This window comes from Pedococcus cremeus (assembly GCF_900111375.1).
Classification (GTDB): Bacteria; Actinomycetota; Actinomycetes; order Actinomycetales; family Dermatophilaceae; genus Pedococcus_A; species Pedococcus_A cremeus.
The window spans coordinates 74774-89040 of sequence record NZ_FOHB01000009.1; the positions used below are offsets into that span (position 1 = coordinate 74774).

A 14267-nucleotide genomic window follows, 5' to 3' on the forward strand; every position below is an offset into this window, starting at 1 on the left:
GGGCTTACTTGGAGGCCAGCTCGGCGGCCTTGCGGGCGGCGCCGTCCATGGTCTCTTCGATGATCACGTGCGGGTGGTTGAACTCGGCGAGGATGCGCCGGCCCTCCTCGACGTTGTTGCCGTCCAGGCGCACGACGAGCGGCTTGTTCTCCTCGCCACCCAGCTTCTCCAGCGCGCCGACGATGCCGTTGGCCACCGCGTCGCAGGCGGTGATCCCGCCGAAGACGTTGACGAACACCGACTTCACCTGCGGGTCGCCGAGGATGATGTGCAGGCCGTTGGCCATGACCTCGGCGGAGGCGCCGCCACCGATGTCGAGGAAGTTGGCCGGCTTCTGGCCGCCGAACTCCTCACCGGCGTAGGCGACGACGTCGAGGGTGGACATGACCAGGCCCGCGCCGTTGCCGATGATGCCGACGGAGCCGTCGAGCTTGACGTAGTTGAGGTCCTTCTCCTTGGCCATCGCCTCGAGCGGGTCGGTGGCCGACTTGTCCTCGAGGGCCGCGTGGTCGGGGTGGCGGAAGTCGGCGTTGGCGTCGAGGGTGACCTTGCCGTCGAGGGCGATGATGTCGCCGTCCTCGGTCTTCACCAGCGGGTTGACCTCGACCAGGGTGGCGTCTTCGTCGCGGTAGACCTCCCAGAGCGACTTCAGGACGGGCACGATCTTCGCGCCGGTCTCGGCGTCGAAGCCGGCCGCGTCGACGATCTCCTGCGCCTTGGCGTCGTCGATGCCGGCGTTGGGGTCGACCGCGACCTTCGCGAGGGCCTCGGGGCGCTCGACCGCGAGCTGCTCGATCTCCATGCCGCCCTCCTTGCTGCACATCGCGAGGTAGGAGCGGTTGGCCCGGTCGAGCAGCAGCGAGAAGTAGTACTCCTCGGCGATGCGGGCGCCCTGGGCGATCATCACGATGCCCACGGTGTGGCCCTTGATGTCCATGCCGAGGATGGCCCGGGCGTGCTGCTCGGCCTCGTCGGCGGTCTTGGCGACCTTGACGCCGCCGGCCTTGCCGCGGCCGCCGGTCTTGACCTGGGCCTTGACGACGGTGACGCCGCCGCTCTTGGGGCCGATCTCCTCGGCGGCCGCGCGGGCCTCCTCGGGAGTGGTCGCGGTCTTGCCGGCCAGCACCGGCACTCCGTGCGCCTCGAAGATGTCGCGCGCTTGGTACTCGAAGAGATCCACGGGTGTCTATCCGTCCTCGTCTGCGAAGGGGGTGGTCCGTCGACCGAGACTAGTCCTCCGCCGCACGCGGACGCCCGTCCGGGTCGCCGACAGCGACCAATCTCACGCTACCGACGGGTATGCCGCGGGGTGCGGCTCAGCGGACCGTGACCGCCTGCCCGGGGGCCACGAAGAGCACCCAGACGGTGCCGGCGGGGGCCATGGTGAGCGGCTTCCCGGACGAGCCGGTGAAGGAGGTCGGCGCGGTGAGGGACGTGCGCGACCAGGTGCCCCGCCACGTCTGCCCGCCCCGCAGCACCGTGACCCGGCCCTTGCCGGTCAGGGTGACGACCGGTGTGGGGGCTCCCCGCACGTCCCTGTTCTGTGACGAGTGGGTCGGCACCTCCTGCACGACCACGGTTGCCGCGCCGTACTGCCTCCCCTTGGGGTCGACGTCCGGCCTGCCGTCGGTGGTGAGGAGGTACTCCTTGCGGCGGGGGTCCCAGGTGAACGAGACGCGCGAGGCCGGCCACCGGGTCGCCACCTCGGTGGCCTTCGCACCCCCGGCCGGCGCGGCGCCGAAGACGAAGCCGGGGTCCTTGGGAACCACGCTCCCCTTGGCCCGGGCGAGGAGCACCTTCGGGTCGCCGATGACGTTGTAGGGCGCCGGCCGTGACGGCTCGCGGCGGAAGCCCTGGGTGGAGGCGCCGTAGCTGAGGTTGAACTCGCGCCCTTTGGCCAGCAGGCGTTCGGTGTAGTGGGACGCGCCGGAGTAGGCGAAGGCCACCGGTCCGTAGTTGCCGAGGATCGCGAGGTCGGACTCGCGGGCGCTGCGCACCGGCCCGACCTCCTTCGGCATCGCGCTCGAGAAGACCGCGAGCAGCCGGGTCAGGCCGCCCTCGACCGGTTCGACGTAGACGACGTCGGCCTGCGCCATGCCGATGTGCGGGTGGGACCTCTCGGTGTTGTCGATCTTGACCGCCAGCGCCCGGCCGCTGAGCGGCCCGGTGCGCGCGGTCGTCGACGGCGAGGCGGTCCGCGAAGCGGTGGGCGACGTGGTCGCGGTGGTCGCGGGTCCGGCGGAGCAGGACCGCAGCCCGAGGCCTACGACCGCCACGGCGACCACGGCGGCGAAGGCGGCCAGCACCGCCCGGGTCGTGCGCCGGTTCATGCCCCACACCGGGCTGCTCATGGCGCTCACGATAGGTGCGTCCCCTGGGGTGCGAGGCCCGGACGCGCTGGGCAGGATGGGCGAGTGCGCCTGTCCCCCGTGCGTTTCGCCTCCCCGTTGGCTGCCGTCCTCCTGGCCGCCGCCTGCGGTTCAGGGTCGGACGCTCCGGCCGGCGAGACCTTCCCCGTCACCCTGCTGCGCAAGGGCGGTGTCGCGGGCCTCGACCAGCGGGTGGTGGTCGAGGAGTCCGGCCGGGCGTCCGCCACCGGGCGGGGCGCAGGAGCACCGTGCACCCTCGACCGGCCGGCCCTGCAGGACCTGACCACCCTGGCCTCGCGCGTCGAGGGCTCGGCCGCGACGACCTACGCCAACCCCGACGACCTGGTCGTCGTCCTGCAGACGCCGCGCGGCTCCACCCGGCTCGGCGACCTCGAGGCGGTCGACGGCAACGCGGTCGTCACCCACCTGTTCCAGGACCTGTTCGGGACCACCGGTGCGCGCACCGTGTGCCGGTGACCCCGGCGGCACATCTGTTCCCTGCGCTGCCTGCAGCCTGCAGCCTGCAGCCTGCAGACAGCGCAGCGCCCCCGGTCACGGCACCGGGGGCGCTGCCGTGGGCGGTGCTAGTTGGTGCAGGTCTGGGTGCCGGCCGGCACCGCGATGGCCGCGAAGGCGCTCTGGACCGCGACGCACTGCGCGGACCCGGTGCCGTACAGCTCCTTGGCCGAGGCGATGGCGCCCTCACGAGCGGCCTTGTAGTCGCTGCGCGAGGTCAGCTTGGTGGCCAGGGTGCGGTACCAGATCTTCGCCGCCGCGTCGCGACCCGCGCCGGCCACGGTCGAGCCGTTGCAGGTCGGGCTGTTGTAGCTCACGCCGTTGATGGTCTTGGCGCCCGAGCCCTCGGAGGCCAGGTAGAACCAGTGGTTCAGCGGACCCGAGGAGTAGTGCGGGTCGAGGTTCTTGGTGCTCGAGGTCCAGCAGTCCTGCGAGCGGCCGTCCTTGCTCGGCTTGTCCATGTAGCGCAGCGGGGTGCCGTTGCCGTTGATGTCGATCTTCTCGCCGATGAGGTAGTCGCCCGGGTCGGCCGAGGAGTTCGCGTACCACTCGACGGCCGTGCCGAAGATGTCGGAGGTCGACTCGTTGAGGCCACCGGCGTCGCCGCGGTAGACCAGCCCCGCGGTGTTCTCGGTGACGCCGTGGCTCATCTCGTGGGCCGCGACGTCGATGGACGTCAGCGGCTTGGCGTTGTTGGCCCCGTCGCCGTAGGTCATCTGGGTGCCGTCCCAGAACGCGTTGTTGTAGGCGTTGCCGTAGTGGACGCGGCTGCGTGCGCCGGTGCCGTTGTCCCAGATGCCGTTCCGGCCCTGGACGTTCTTGTAGTAGTCGAACGTCATCTCGGCGCCGTACTGCGCGTCGACGGCCGCGGTCTGGCGGGAGCTGATGGTCCCGCTGCCCCAGATGTCGTCGGCGTCGGTGAACTGCGTGCCGGTGCCGGTCGTGGCGCCGTTGAGGTCCGTCGTGTAGTTGCCGACGGTGTCCTTGAGCAGGTAGGAGCCGCCCGAGAGCGTGCTGCCGACGGTCACGGTGCCCGAGTACATCGAGTTGCCGGTGCCGTTGACGATGTCGTCCCAGGAGTCCAGCTTCGCGCCCGTGACGGCATCGGTGACCGTGTGCAGGCGGCTCGGCGTCTGGTCGGCCTTCACGCCCTGCTTCACGGTGTCCCAGGCGAGCCTGGGCGAGCCCTCGGCGGCATACACGACCAGCTCGCTGGAGCCGCTCGGCGCGCGCAGCTTCGGGGTCGTCGAGGCGACGTCGACGCTGCGGGAGGAGTTCCAGTAGACCTTCTTGGTGGTGCCGCGGGCATCGCGGTCGACGACGAGGTCACCACCGATGACGCGCAGGCCCCGGAAGGTGCGCTCGTAGCGCACGTGGCGCGAGCCGTCGGCGTCGGTCACGACGGACTTGACCTGCAGGGCCTGTCCACTCGAGAGGCCGAGCGCCTTGGCGGCGTCGGCCACGCGGGCCTGCTCGGCGGTGACGGCGGGCGGCACGTCGCCGTGCGACGGGCGGGCCTGGGCGGTCGCGGCCGGGGCGGCCAGGGCTGCAGCGATGACGGCACCGAAGGCGACGCCGGCGGAGAGTCGGTTCACGAACAGGGCTCCTTGCGAGCAGGGCCGCACCGGGTGGGCGCGACGGGTGGGGCGACCCTCACCCCCGGGTGTGGGTCCGATCAATGGTCGAAGCGGAATCTTGGTTGAACCTTGGACAAGTCCAGACGAACCGGACGGGCGAACGCGACCGGGCCGGCAGCACGGCGTGGCTGCCGGCCCGGCGCGCTCAACCGACGGTGAGGGCGGTGTCGTCGACGACGAACGACGTCTGCAGCGAGGAGTCCTCGTTCATGAGGAACTTCACCGCGATGGTCTTGCCCTTGTAGGCGGTGACGTCGAACGACTTCTGCACGTAGGTGCTGTTGGCGTTCGCGTTGGAGTAGGTCGCCAGCGTGCTCGTCGTCGACCCGTCGACGACCTGGACCTTGGCGGTGTCGTAGGCGGTGCTGCCCGACTCCGAGGTGTCGATGCGGATCCAGAAGCTGAGCGTCGCCGAGGTGGCGGTCGACGGGATGCTCACACTCTGCTGCTCGGTCTCGGTCGCGGTGGTGCCGTTGCCGCCGAGCCACATCTTCCACGAGCCGGTGCGGGCCGGGCGGCCGCTGTTGTTGGTGATGGGGCCGGACGTGCCCGTCCAGCTCACGGCGCCCGACTCGAAACCGGGGTTGAGGAGCAGGTTGGTCCCCGACGGCGGCGGGGTCGAGCCACCGCAGGTCTCCGAGCCGGCCGGAACGGCGATGGCGCTGAAGGCCTTCTCCACCGCGGTGCAGGTGGCGCTGGAGGCGCCGTACAGCTCCTTCGCCGAGGCGATCGCGCCCTCCCGGGCGTTGGCGTAGGTGCTCCCGGAGGTCAGCTTCGTCGACAGGGTGCGGTACCAGACCTTCTCGATGGCGTCCCGGCCGGCGCCGGTCACCGTCGACCCGTTGCAGGTCGGGCTGTTGTAGCTGACGCCGTTGATCGTCTTGGCGTCCGAGCCCTCCGAGGCGAGGTAGAACCAGTGGTTCAGCGGCCCTGAGGAGTAGTGCGGGTCGAGTCCGGCTGTGCCGGTGGTCCAGCAGTCCTGGCTGGCACCGTCCTTGCTCGGCTTGTCCATGTAGCGCAGCGGGGTCCCGTTGCCGTTGATGTCGATCTTCTCGCCGATGAGGTAGTCACCCGGGTCGGCGGAGCTGTTGGCGTACCACTCGACGGCGGTGCCGAAGATGTCGGAGGTCGCCTCGTTCAGGCCGCCCGCGTCGCCGGAGTAGTTGAGGTTGGCGGTGTTCTCGGTGACGCCGTGGCTCATCTCGTGCGCGGCGACGTCGATGGATGTCAGCGGCTTGGCGTTGTTGGCCCCGTCGCCGTAGGTCATCTGGGTGCCGTCCCAGAACGCGTTGTTGTAGGCGTTGCCGTAGTGCGTCCGGCTGCGCGCGCCGGTCCCGTTGTTCCAGATGCCGTTGCGCCCCAGCACGTTCTTGTAGAACGCGAAGGTCTTCTCGGCGCCGTACTCCGCGTCGACGCCAGCGGTCTGCCGCGACGACGTCGAGCCGTTGCCCCAGACGTTGTCGGCGTCGGTGAACTGGGTGCCGGTGCCGCTGGTGGCGCCGTTCAGGTCGGTCGTGTAGTTGCCGTTGGTGTCCTTGAGCAGCCAGCTCGAGCCCGACGAGGTCGTGTTGAGGGTGACCGTGCCCGAGTACATCGAGTTGCCGGTGCCGTTCTTCACCTCGTCGTATGCCGTGATGACGGCGCCGCTCTCCGCGTCGACGATGGTGTGCAGCCGGCTGGGGGTCTGGTCGGCCCGGACGCCCTCGGTGACGACGTCCCACGCCAGGCGCGGGGTCTTCTCCCCGGCCCAGACGACGAGCTCCCCGTCGTTCCTCTTCGGGGTGTAACCCGCGCGGCGGGCTGCGGAACGCTCGGCGGTGGCCTCCGCGACGGACGGCGACGTCGAGGCGACCGCCGCCTTGCCGCTACCGTTCCACTGCACGTGCTCGGTGGCGCCGGTGGCGCTCTTGCGCACCACGAAGTCGCCGCCGAGGACGCGCAGGCCCTTGTAGGTGCGGTCGTAGCGGACGTGGCGGGTGCCGTCCGCGTCGACGACGACGTCGCGGACGGTCAGCTTCTCGTCGCTGGACATCCCCATGGCCTGGCGCTGGTGGTCGGCCTGCGCCTGCTCCGCGGCGACGGCGGGCCGGGTGCCGGGTGAGGGCGCGGAGGACGGCGCCGCCGCTGCGCTAGACAGGGGCGCCGCGACAGCCGCGGCCAGGGCGACGCCGAAGGCAGCGCCGGTGGACAGTCGAATCACGGGTGGTTCTCCTCAGGGTGGGTGGGCCCGTCGCCTGGTGTGGCGGGCCTCGAGGAACGTCGGGCCCCTCATGACTCGGCGGGGTGCACCGCGGGCTCGGCGTCGGGATGACCCAACCGACGGCGCGGTCGCCGGTCAATGGCCGTGGCGAAGACTTTGCCAAAAGCGAGGAAACACAAGGCAGACAAGGCTTTTCGGACCTCTCCGGTCATGCGGCGGCAAAGAGCCGGTCACCCGGCCCACCCGGCTGAGCGTGCGGGGTCCACGCCGTGGTCGCCACGTCTCATGCACCGGACTGCGGCCTCCCCGCGTAACCCGTCGCCCGTGACGTCGTTGTCGTGCCAGAGGGCCGTCACCGTCGACAGCCCCTGCCCCTGGGAGGTCCCTGACATGACCCGTCCGTCCTCGCGGCTGCGCCTCGCCCTCGCGGCGCTCGCCACCCTGACCGGCGTCGGGCTCGTCGCCGCCCAGCCCGTGGCAGCCTCGCCGAAGGGCAGTGCGCCTGCCCTCGACGCCGTCGACACCTTCACCGGCCTGTCCTTCACCGTGCCCGCCGGCAGGAACGACCTCGGCCAGCCGCAGACCTGCACCATCGACGCGGACCTCTACCGGCCGCACTCGGCCGGCCCGGACCACCGGGTGCCCGCGATCCTCACGACCAACGGGTTCGGCGGCAGCAAGGCCGACCAGGCCGGCATCGGCCGGGCCTTCGCCCAGCGGGGCTACACGGTGCTCTCCTACACCGGTCTCGGCTTCCCCGACAGCGGCTGCAAGATCAGCCTCGACGACCCGGGCGTCGACGGCATCGCCGCCAGGTCGCTGGTGACGTTCCTCGGCGGCGGCTCGTCCGCGGCATACGACTCGGCCGACCTCGGCGGCGTGCCCGCCGGGCCTGGCACGCTGACCGTCGACTTCACCACGCTCGACGACGCGGCCACCCACGACCCCCGCGTCGGCATGATCGGCGGCTCCTACGGTGGCCAGATCCAGTTCGCCACCGCCGCCGTCGACCCGCGCGTCGACACCCTGGTGCCACTGATCACCTGGAACGACCTGCGGTACTCCCTCGCCCCCAACAACACCAGCTTCACCACCGGCACGACCTACGCGAGCTCCAACCCGGGCACGGAGAAGATCGGCTGGGTCTCCCTCTTCTTCGGCGTGGGCATCGCCGACGGCCTCACCGGCGCCACCATCGACCCCACCCGCAACGTGGGCTGCCCCAACTTCGTGCTCGAGGCGTGCAAGGCCAAGGCCACCCTCGACACGCTCGGCTTCCCCACCGAGGACACCTACCGGCTCACCGACCGCGTCTCGGTGGCGCACTACCTCGACGACGTGCGCGTGCCGACGTTCCTCATCCAGGGCGAGAACGACACCCTGTTCAACCTGCAGGAGGCCGTCGCCACCTACCGCGGGCTGAAGCAGCGCGGGGTCGACGTCGCCATGGCGTGGCAGTCGTGGGGACACTCCGGCGGCACGAACGGGCGCAGCGGAGCGGCACCCGGCGAGCTCGACCTCACCGGCGCCGACATCGAGGGCACCTACCTCGGCCAGCGCATCAAGGACTGGTTCGACCACTACCTCAAGGGCACCTCGGCGCCCACCGGGCCCGAGTTCGCCTACTTCCGCGACTGGGTGGACTACACCGGCAGCGCCGCGCCCGCTTACGGCAGCGCGAGCTCCTACCCGGTGGGCACCCGGCAGACGTGGTACCTCTCGGCCGCCGACGAGCTGGTGTCCTCGAAGGCCGCGGTGCTGCCCGGCTCGAAGAGCTGGTCCAACCCCGGCGCCGGCGCCTTCGCGTCCTACTCGGAGGTCTCGGCCCTCGAGGGCGCCGTCGACCTCCCCGACGGCGTGACGACGCCCTACGACACCCCCGGCACGTTCGGGGCCTGGACGACGCCGGCCCTGACCAGCGCCACGACCATCGTCGGCTCGCCGACGCTCGACGTGCGCTTCGAGTCACCCGCGGTGGCGGCGACCCAGGCGACCGGCCCGGCGGGCCAGCTGCAGGTCTTCGCGAAGATGTACGACGTCGCCCCCGACGGGAGCCAGACGCTCGTGCACAAGCTCATCAGCCCGGTCCGCGTCGCCGACGTGACGCAGCCGGTGCACCTCGAGCTCCCGGCGGTGGTCCACCGCGTCGAGGCCGGGCACCGCATCCGGCTCGTGCTCGCGAGCACGGACGCCGCCTACAAGAACGCGTATGCCGTGCAGCCGGTGACGGTGCGCGCCGACCCGCTGCGGCCGGCCGCGTTCAGCCTGCCCGTGGTCCCCTGACCCGGCTGCGCCCGACGAGACACTCGCCCCCGACGGGGACGGTGGGCGTCCTCGGTCAGTCGGTGCTGACCGAGGACCGCACCCACTCGACGATCTCGGTGGTCGTCGCGCCCGGGGTGAAGACCTTCGCCACGCCGAGCTTCTCGAGCTCGGGGATGTCGCCCTCGGGGATGATGCCGCCGCCGAAGACGACGATGTCGCTGGCGTCGCGCTGCTTCAGCAGCTCGACGACCTTCGCGAAGAGGGTCATGTGGGCCCCGGAGAGCACCGACAGGCCGACGGCGTCGGCGTCCTCCTGGATGGCGGCCTCGACGATCTGCTCCGGCGTCTGGTGCAGGCCGGTGTAGACGACCTCCATGCCCGCGTCGCGAAGTGCGCGGGCGACAACCTTGGCGCCGCGGTCGTGGCCATCGAGACCGGGCTTGGCCACCACGACACGCACTGGGGTCTCAGTCATGGGCGCAGACTAGCCGTCCAGCGGCCTCCGGAGGGAGCGGGGGTGAGGGGCGCCACGTCAGGGAGCGGCCGTGGGCCCAAGGGGCGACACGTCCGAATTGTTACCATCTGCCCGCGTGCATCCGGTGCGGACCGGCTACGGTCGGCAGCACCATGTCGCAGAGCCTGTGCCCTCCTCGCACACGCCGGCCGGCGGCCGCAACGATGCGGCCCTCCCCGGTGGCCTCCGCGCGCAGTCGACGGGCCGGCGCCGAGGAGCCGCAGCCCGCACGCGGTCCGGTCCAGGCCGTGTGGGCCCGTGCGGCCGACGCCGCAGCTCGGGCCGTCCGGACACTCGGGGGCGCCGCGACAGCCACCGACGACGTCGTGGGCGGCGCGGTCCGGGCGCTCGCGACGCCGACCGGCCTCGTGGGCGCCGCCGTGGAGGCGGCCTGGCTGACCACCCACCTGGCGCTCTACCCGTCGGGCCTGCTGATGCGCCACGGCGCCGACAGCCAGCACGGCTACCGCGTCGAGCACCTGCCCCCCGTGCAGCGCGGCCTGGTCATCTCCGACGTCGAGGCGGCAGGCACGCCGATCCTGCTGGTGCACGGCATGGTCGACAACCACTCCATCTTCACGCTGCTGCGCCTCGGCCTGCGCCGGCGCGGCTTCGGCCGGGTCACGACCATGAACTACTCGCCGCTCACGTCCGACGTTCGGGCTGCGGCGGCGCGACTGGCCGAGGAGGTCGAGGCGCTCGTCGCCGAGACCGGCTACGAGCGGATCCACGTGGTCGGCCACAGCCTCGGCGGCCTCATCGCCCGCTACTACGTGACCCGGCTCGGCGGCGACGAGCGGGTGCACAGCCTCGTCACGCTCGGCACACCACACCAGGGGACGTTCACGGCATACGGCTGGCACAGCGAGCTGACCCGGCAGCTGCGGCCGGGCAGCGCCCTGATGCGAGAGCTGGCCCAGCCGGTCAGCGGGTGCCGGACCCGCTTCGTCGCCTACTGGTCGGACCTCGACCAGATGATCTTCCCCCAGCGCAACGCCGCCCTCGAGCACCCCGACCTCAGCGTCCAGAACATCGACCTGCACGGCGTGGGCCACATGTCGCTGCCCATCCTCGGCAGCGTCGTGCACGGCATCTCGACGACGCTCGCGCACCTCGACTCCGAAGGTCACACGGTCACCTCGGGGGTCACTCCCCTGCCGGCGCCTGCCAGGAGCCGGCGCCGCTGACCAGGCCTGCAATGGCCCCCTCGGGCCATGTCCCTCGTCACTCCCGCGGAGGGCTGCCTCATCCGAACGGTGGAGACGATGTACCCCAAAAAGGGGGAAACCGCGCGGCGAACAGCGTGGGGCGCTTTGCATAACGACTAGGTAACGCACTAGTCTCGCCTTTCCCGTGTCCCCTGCACGTGAAGGTAAACCCTCCTGTGAGTTCTCGTTACGAGGGCCGCCACCGCGGCTCCAGCAACGGTCGCCGCATCCCGCAGTCCTTCCGCCCCGGCTTCGTCCTGCCCACCGCCGCGGCCGCGACGCTGGTGCTGACGGCGACCGGCGCGTCGATGGCGGAGTCCGCCCCGATCGGGCTCGACCTGACCGGTGCGCAGGCCCGGGCGAAGGCCGAGTCGGCCGCCCTGGCGCGCTCGGACCGTCTCGAGGCGCGCCAGTCGTTCGAGCTGAAGATGGCTGCCTCGCAGTCCCGCGTCGTCGAGGAGCAGCGCGCCTCGCGTGACCAGGCGCGCACCGCACTGCTGAAGCAGCAGAAGGCCGCCGCCGCGAAGAAGGCCGCCGCTGCGGCGAAGGCCAAGGCCCTTGCCGCGGCCGAGGCCAAGCGCAAGGCCGAGCGCCGGTGGGTCTCCCCCATCGCCGGTGCCGCCTTCACCTCGGGGTACGGGATGCGCTGGGGCCGGATGCACCAGGGCAACGACTTCGGCTGCCCGGTCGGCACGCCGGTCGTCGCGATGTCCAAGGGCACCGTGACCTTCGTGGGCCAGGAGAGCGGCTACGGCAACAAGGTCGAGATCGAGTACTGGGACGGCACCGTCTCGTACTACGCCCACCTCGACTCCTTCAACGTGACCGTCGGCCAGCAGGTCGAGGCCGGCGACCTGGTGGCCCGCAGCGGCAACACGGGTCACTCCACCGGGCCGCACCTGCACCTGGAGATCCACCCCGACGGCGGCGGGGCCATCGACCCGGCGCCGTGGCTGCACGCGCACGGCATCCAGTAGGGCAACGGACCCCCACAGCTGACAGACCCGCGCTCAGCGCACGGAAGAGCGCCCCTCGGACCCCCGGCCCGAGGGGCGCTCTCGCGTCCTACAGTTTCTCGAGTCCTACAGCTTCTCGAGCGGGGCGTAGCGCAGCAGCAGCCGCTTGACCCCGGTGTCGGCGCCGAAGTCGACGTGGGCCATCGCCTTGTCGCCCTCGCCCTCGACGCGCACGACGGTGCCGAGGCCGAAGGAGTCGTGGGTGACCCGGTCGCCGGCGTCGAGGTTGATGACCTTGCGGTTGCCGGGTGAGCGGACCCCGGGCCGGGCCGCCAGGCGGGCCACCGCCGGGGCCGACCCGCGGGAGGCCACCTGGGCGTCGCCGGTGCGCTGCCAGTCGACGAGGTGCTCGGGGATCTCGTCGAGGAAGCGGCTGGCGGGGTTGTACTGCGGGGCGCCCCAGGCCGAGCGCACCGCCGCCCGCGAGATGTGCAGCCGCTCGCGGGCGCGGGTGATGCCGACGTAGGCGAGCCGGCGCTCCTCCTCGAGCTCGCGGTTGTCGGCGAGCGCCCGCATGTGCGGGAAGGTGCCGTCCTCCATGCCGGTGAGGAAAACCACCGGGAACTCCAGGCCCTTGGCGGTGTGCAGGGTCATCAGGGTGACGACGCCCAGGTCCTCCGCCTCCTCGCTGTCGGGGATCTCGTCGGCGTCGGCCACGAGCGAGACCTGCTCGAGGAAGTCCTCGAGCGTGGCGACCTCGCCGGTCTCGGCACGGTTCTCGTCGAACTCGCGGGCGACCGCGACCAGCTCGGCGAGGTTCTCGATGCGGGTCTCGTCCTGCGGGTCGTGGCTGGCCCGCAGCTCGGCGAGGTAGCCGGTCTTCTCGACGATCGCCTCGAGGAGGTCGCCCACGCCGGTGTCGTCGCGCTCGGCGACCTCGCGCAGCTCCTCGAGGAGGCTCGTGAAGCCCTTGATCGCGGTGACCGAGCGCGTCGCGATGGCAGGGGCGTCCTCGGGCCGCCCGAGGGCCGCGATGAAGGGGATGCGCTCCCGCTCGGCGAGCGCGGCGACGCAGGCCTCGGCGCGGTCGCCGATGCCGCGCTTGGGCACGTTGAGGATGCGGCGCAGGTTGACCGTGTCAGTGGGGTTGGAGATCACCCGCAGGTAGGCCAGCGCGTCCTTGACCTCCCGCCGCTCGTAGAACCTCGTGCCGCCGACCACCTTGTAGGGCAGGCCGACCCGGACGAAGACCTCCTCCAGCGCACGGGACTGCGCGTTGGTGCGGTAGAACACCGCGACGTCCTTGGGCTTCACGCCGTACTGGTCGCCGAGGGTGTCGATCTGCCGCGCCACGAACGCGGCCTCGTCGTGCTCTGAGTCGCCGACGTAGCCGACGATGCGGGCGCCGTCACCGGAGTCGCTCCACAGGTTCTTCTTGCGCCGCTCGGGGTTCTTGGCGATGACCGCGTTGGCCGCCTGCAGGATCGTCTGGGTCGAGCGGTAGTTCTGCTCGAGCAGGATGGTCCGGGCGTCCGGGTAGTCCTCCTCGAACTCGACGATGTTGCGGATCGTGGCGCCGCGGAAGGCGTAGATCGACTGGTCGGCGTCGCCGACCACCACGAGCTCGGCAGGTGGCACCGTCGGGCCGTCGGGACCGCTTCCACCGGACTGGCGACCGCCCGGCACCCCGGCGTCGTAGCCCCCGACCAGCTCGCGCACGAGCTGGTACTGCGCGTGGTTGGTGTCCTGGTACTCGTCGACGAGGACGTGCCGGAACCGGCGGCGGTAGTGCTCGGCGACGTCGGGGAAGGCCTGGAGGATGTTGACCGTGGTCATGATGAGGTCATCGAAGTCGAGCGCGTTGGCCTGCCGCAGGCGGCGCTGGTAGCTCGCGTAGGCCTCGGCGAGCATCCGCTCCTGGTGGGTGCCCTCGGCCACGCGCGAGGCGAAGGTCTCCTCGTCGACCAGCTCGTTCTTGAGGTTGCTCACCTGGTGGCTGAACGAGCGGGGCGGGTAGCGCTTGGGGTCGAGGTCCATGTCGCGCATGACCATCGCCATGAGGCGCTGGCTGTCGGCCGCGTCGTAGATGGAGAAGGTCGACTTCATGCCGAGCTTGGCGGCCTCGCGACGCAGGATGCGCACGCACGCCGAGTGGAACGTCATGACCCACATCGAGCGCGCGCGGGGCCCGACCAGGGCCGCGACCCGCTCGCGCATCTCGGCGGCCGCCTTGTTGGTGAAGGTGATGGCCAGCACCTGGCCCGGCTGCACCCCGCGGGCGCCCAGCAGGTAGGCGATGCGGTTGGTGAGCACACGGGTCTTGCCCGACCCCGCGCCGGCGACGATGAGCAGCGGGCTCCCCTCGTGGAGCACCGCCTCGCGCTGCTGTGGGTTCAGCCCGGTGAGCAGCTCCTCGGGGTCGGTGTGCCGCGCGCCGGGACCGTCGGGCCCCTCACCGGCCGCTGCTGCGGCGGCCCAGGTGGGCACGCCTGCGGCGTCCACCTCGGCGTCGCGGGCGGCCTCGGTGGAGGAGGTCGGGCGGGGGAAGGGCAGGTCGTCGAAGAGCGTGCTCATGTTGGGCCCAAGCCTACGTTGCCGGGGC

Annotated in this window: 10 protein-coding genes; 4 read left to right on the top strand and 6 right to left on the bottom strand. The window is 71.5% G+C overall.

Annotated elements, in window-relative coordinates:
- Positions 1-4: 4 nt before the first annotated feature.
- Positions 5-1180 carry an ADP-forming succinate--CoA ligase subunit beta gene (gene sucC, locus BMW78_RS16775; RefSeq protein WP_091762100.1) on the bottom strand — a complete coding sequence of 392 codons (1176 nt, stop codon included), beginning with the start codon at positions 1178-1180 and terminating at the stop codon, positions 5-7.
- Between the two features lie 136 nt (positions 1181-1316).
- Positions 1317-2351 carry a DUF3048 domain-containing protein gene (locus tag BMW78_RS16780; RefSeq protein ID WP_143056312.1) on the bottom strand — a complete coding sequence of 345 codons (1035 nt, stop codon included), beginning with the start codon at positions 2349-2351 and terminating at the stop codon, positions 1317-1319.
- Positions 2352-2414: 63 nt separating this feature from the next.
- Between BMW78_RS16780 and BMW78_RS16785 the strand changes: the two genes are divergently transcribed.
- The gene (locus BMW78_RS16785; protein ID WP_091762103.1) at positions 2415-2846 is read left to right on the top strand and encodes a hypothetical protein; all 432 of its coding nucleotides are present in this window, start codon (positions 2415-2417) and stop codon (positions 2844-2846) included.
- Between the two features lie 107 nt (positions 2847-2953).
- Here the strand turns inward: BMW78_RS16785 and BMW78_RS16790 are convergent, their stop codons facing one another.
- Positions 2954-4480 carry a M4 family metallopeptidase gene (locus BMW78_RS16790; RefSeq protein WP_091762105.1) on the bottom strand — a complete coding sequence of 509 codons (1527 nt, stop codon included), beginning with the start codon at positions 4478-4480 and terminating at the stop codon, positions 2954-2956.
- Between the two features lie 187 nt (positions 4481-4667).
- The gene (locus tag BMW78_RS16795; RefSeq protein ID WP_091762107.1) at positions 4668-6722 is read right to left on the bottom strand and encodes a M4 family metallopeptidase; all 2055 of its coding nucleotides are present in this window, start codon (positions 6720-6722) and stop codon (positions 4668-4670) included.
- A gap of 390 nt (positions 6723-7112) precedes the next feature.
- Here BMW78_RS16795 and BMW78_RS16805 point away from each other — a divergent pair, with 390 nt between their 5' ends.
- Positions 7113-9005, top strand: a complete 1893-nt coding sequence (locus BMW78_RS16805; protein WP_091762111.1) for a CocE/NonD family hydrolase — start codon at positions 7113-7115, stop codon at positions 9003-9005.
- Positions 9006-9060: 55 nt separating this feature from the next.
- Here the strand turns inward: BMW78_RS16805 and icmB are convergent, their stop codons facing one another.
- A complete protein-coding gene (icmB, locus tag BMW78_RS16810; protein WP_091762113.1) occupies positions 9061-9462 on the bottom strand; it encodes a coenzyme B12-dependent isobutyryl CoA mutase small subunit in 402 nt (133 codons plus the stop codon).
- A gap of 287 nt (positions 9463-9749) precedes the next feature.
- Here icmB and BMW78_RS16815 point away from each other — a divergent pair, with 287 nt between their 5' ends.
- Together BMW78_RS16815 and BMW78_RS16820 are read left to right on the top strand one after the other, a co-directional pair.
- Positions 9750-10688 carry a lipase family alpha/beta hydrolase gene (locus BMW78_RS16815; RefSeq protein ID WP_245735926.1) on the top strand — a complete coding sequence of 313 codons (939 nt, stop codon included), beginning with the start codon at positions 9750-9752 and terminating at the stop codon, positions 10686-10688.
- Positions 10689-10885: 197 nt separating this feature from the next.
- Positions 10886-11686 (top strand): M23 family metallopeptidase, encoded by an 801-nt coding sequence (locus BMW78_RS16820; RefSeq protein ID WP_091762117.1) that lies wholly within the window; start codon positions 10886-10888, stop codon positions 11684-11686.
- A gap of 105 nt (positions 11687-11791) precedes the next feature.
- Here the strand turns inward: BMW78_RS16820 and pcrA are convergent, their stop codons facing one another.
- Positions 11792-14239 carry a DNA helicase PcrA gene (gene pcrA / locus BMW78_RS16825; RefSeq protein WP_091762119.1) on the bottom strand — a complete coding sequence of 816 codons (2448 nt, stop codon included), beginning with the start codon at positions 14237-14239 and terminating at the stop codon, positions 11792-11794.
- Positions 14240-14267: the final 28 nt, after the last annotated feature.

Coding starts and splice junctions, on each gene's coding strand:
- icmB (WP_091762113.1), bottom strand. CDS start 9,462: ATGACTGAGACCCCAGTGCGTGTCGTGGTGGCCAAGCCCGGTCTCGAT.
- BMW78_RS16780 (WP_143056312.1), bottom strand. CDS start 2,351: ATGAGCAGCCCGGTGTGGGGCATGAACCGGCGCACGACCCGGGCGGTG.
- pcrA (WP_091762119.1), bottom strand. CDS start 14,239: ATGAGCACGCTCTTCGACGACCTGCCCTTCCCCCGCCCGACCTCCTCC.
- BMW78_RS16805 (WP_091762111.1), top strand. CDS start 7,113: ATGACCCGTCCGTCCTCGCGGCTGCGCCTCGCCCTCGCGGCGCTCGCC.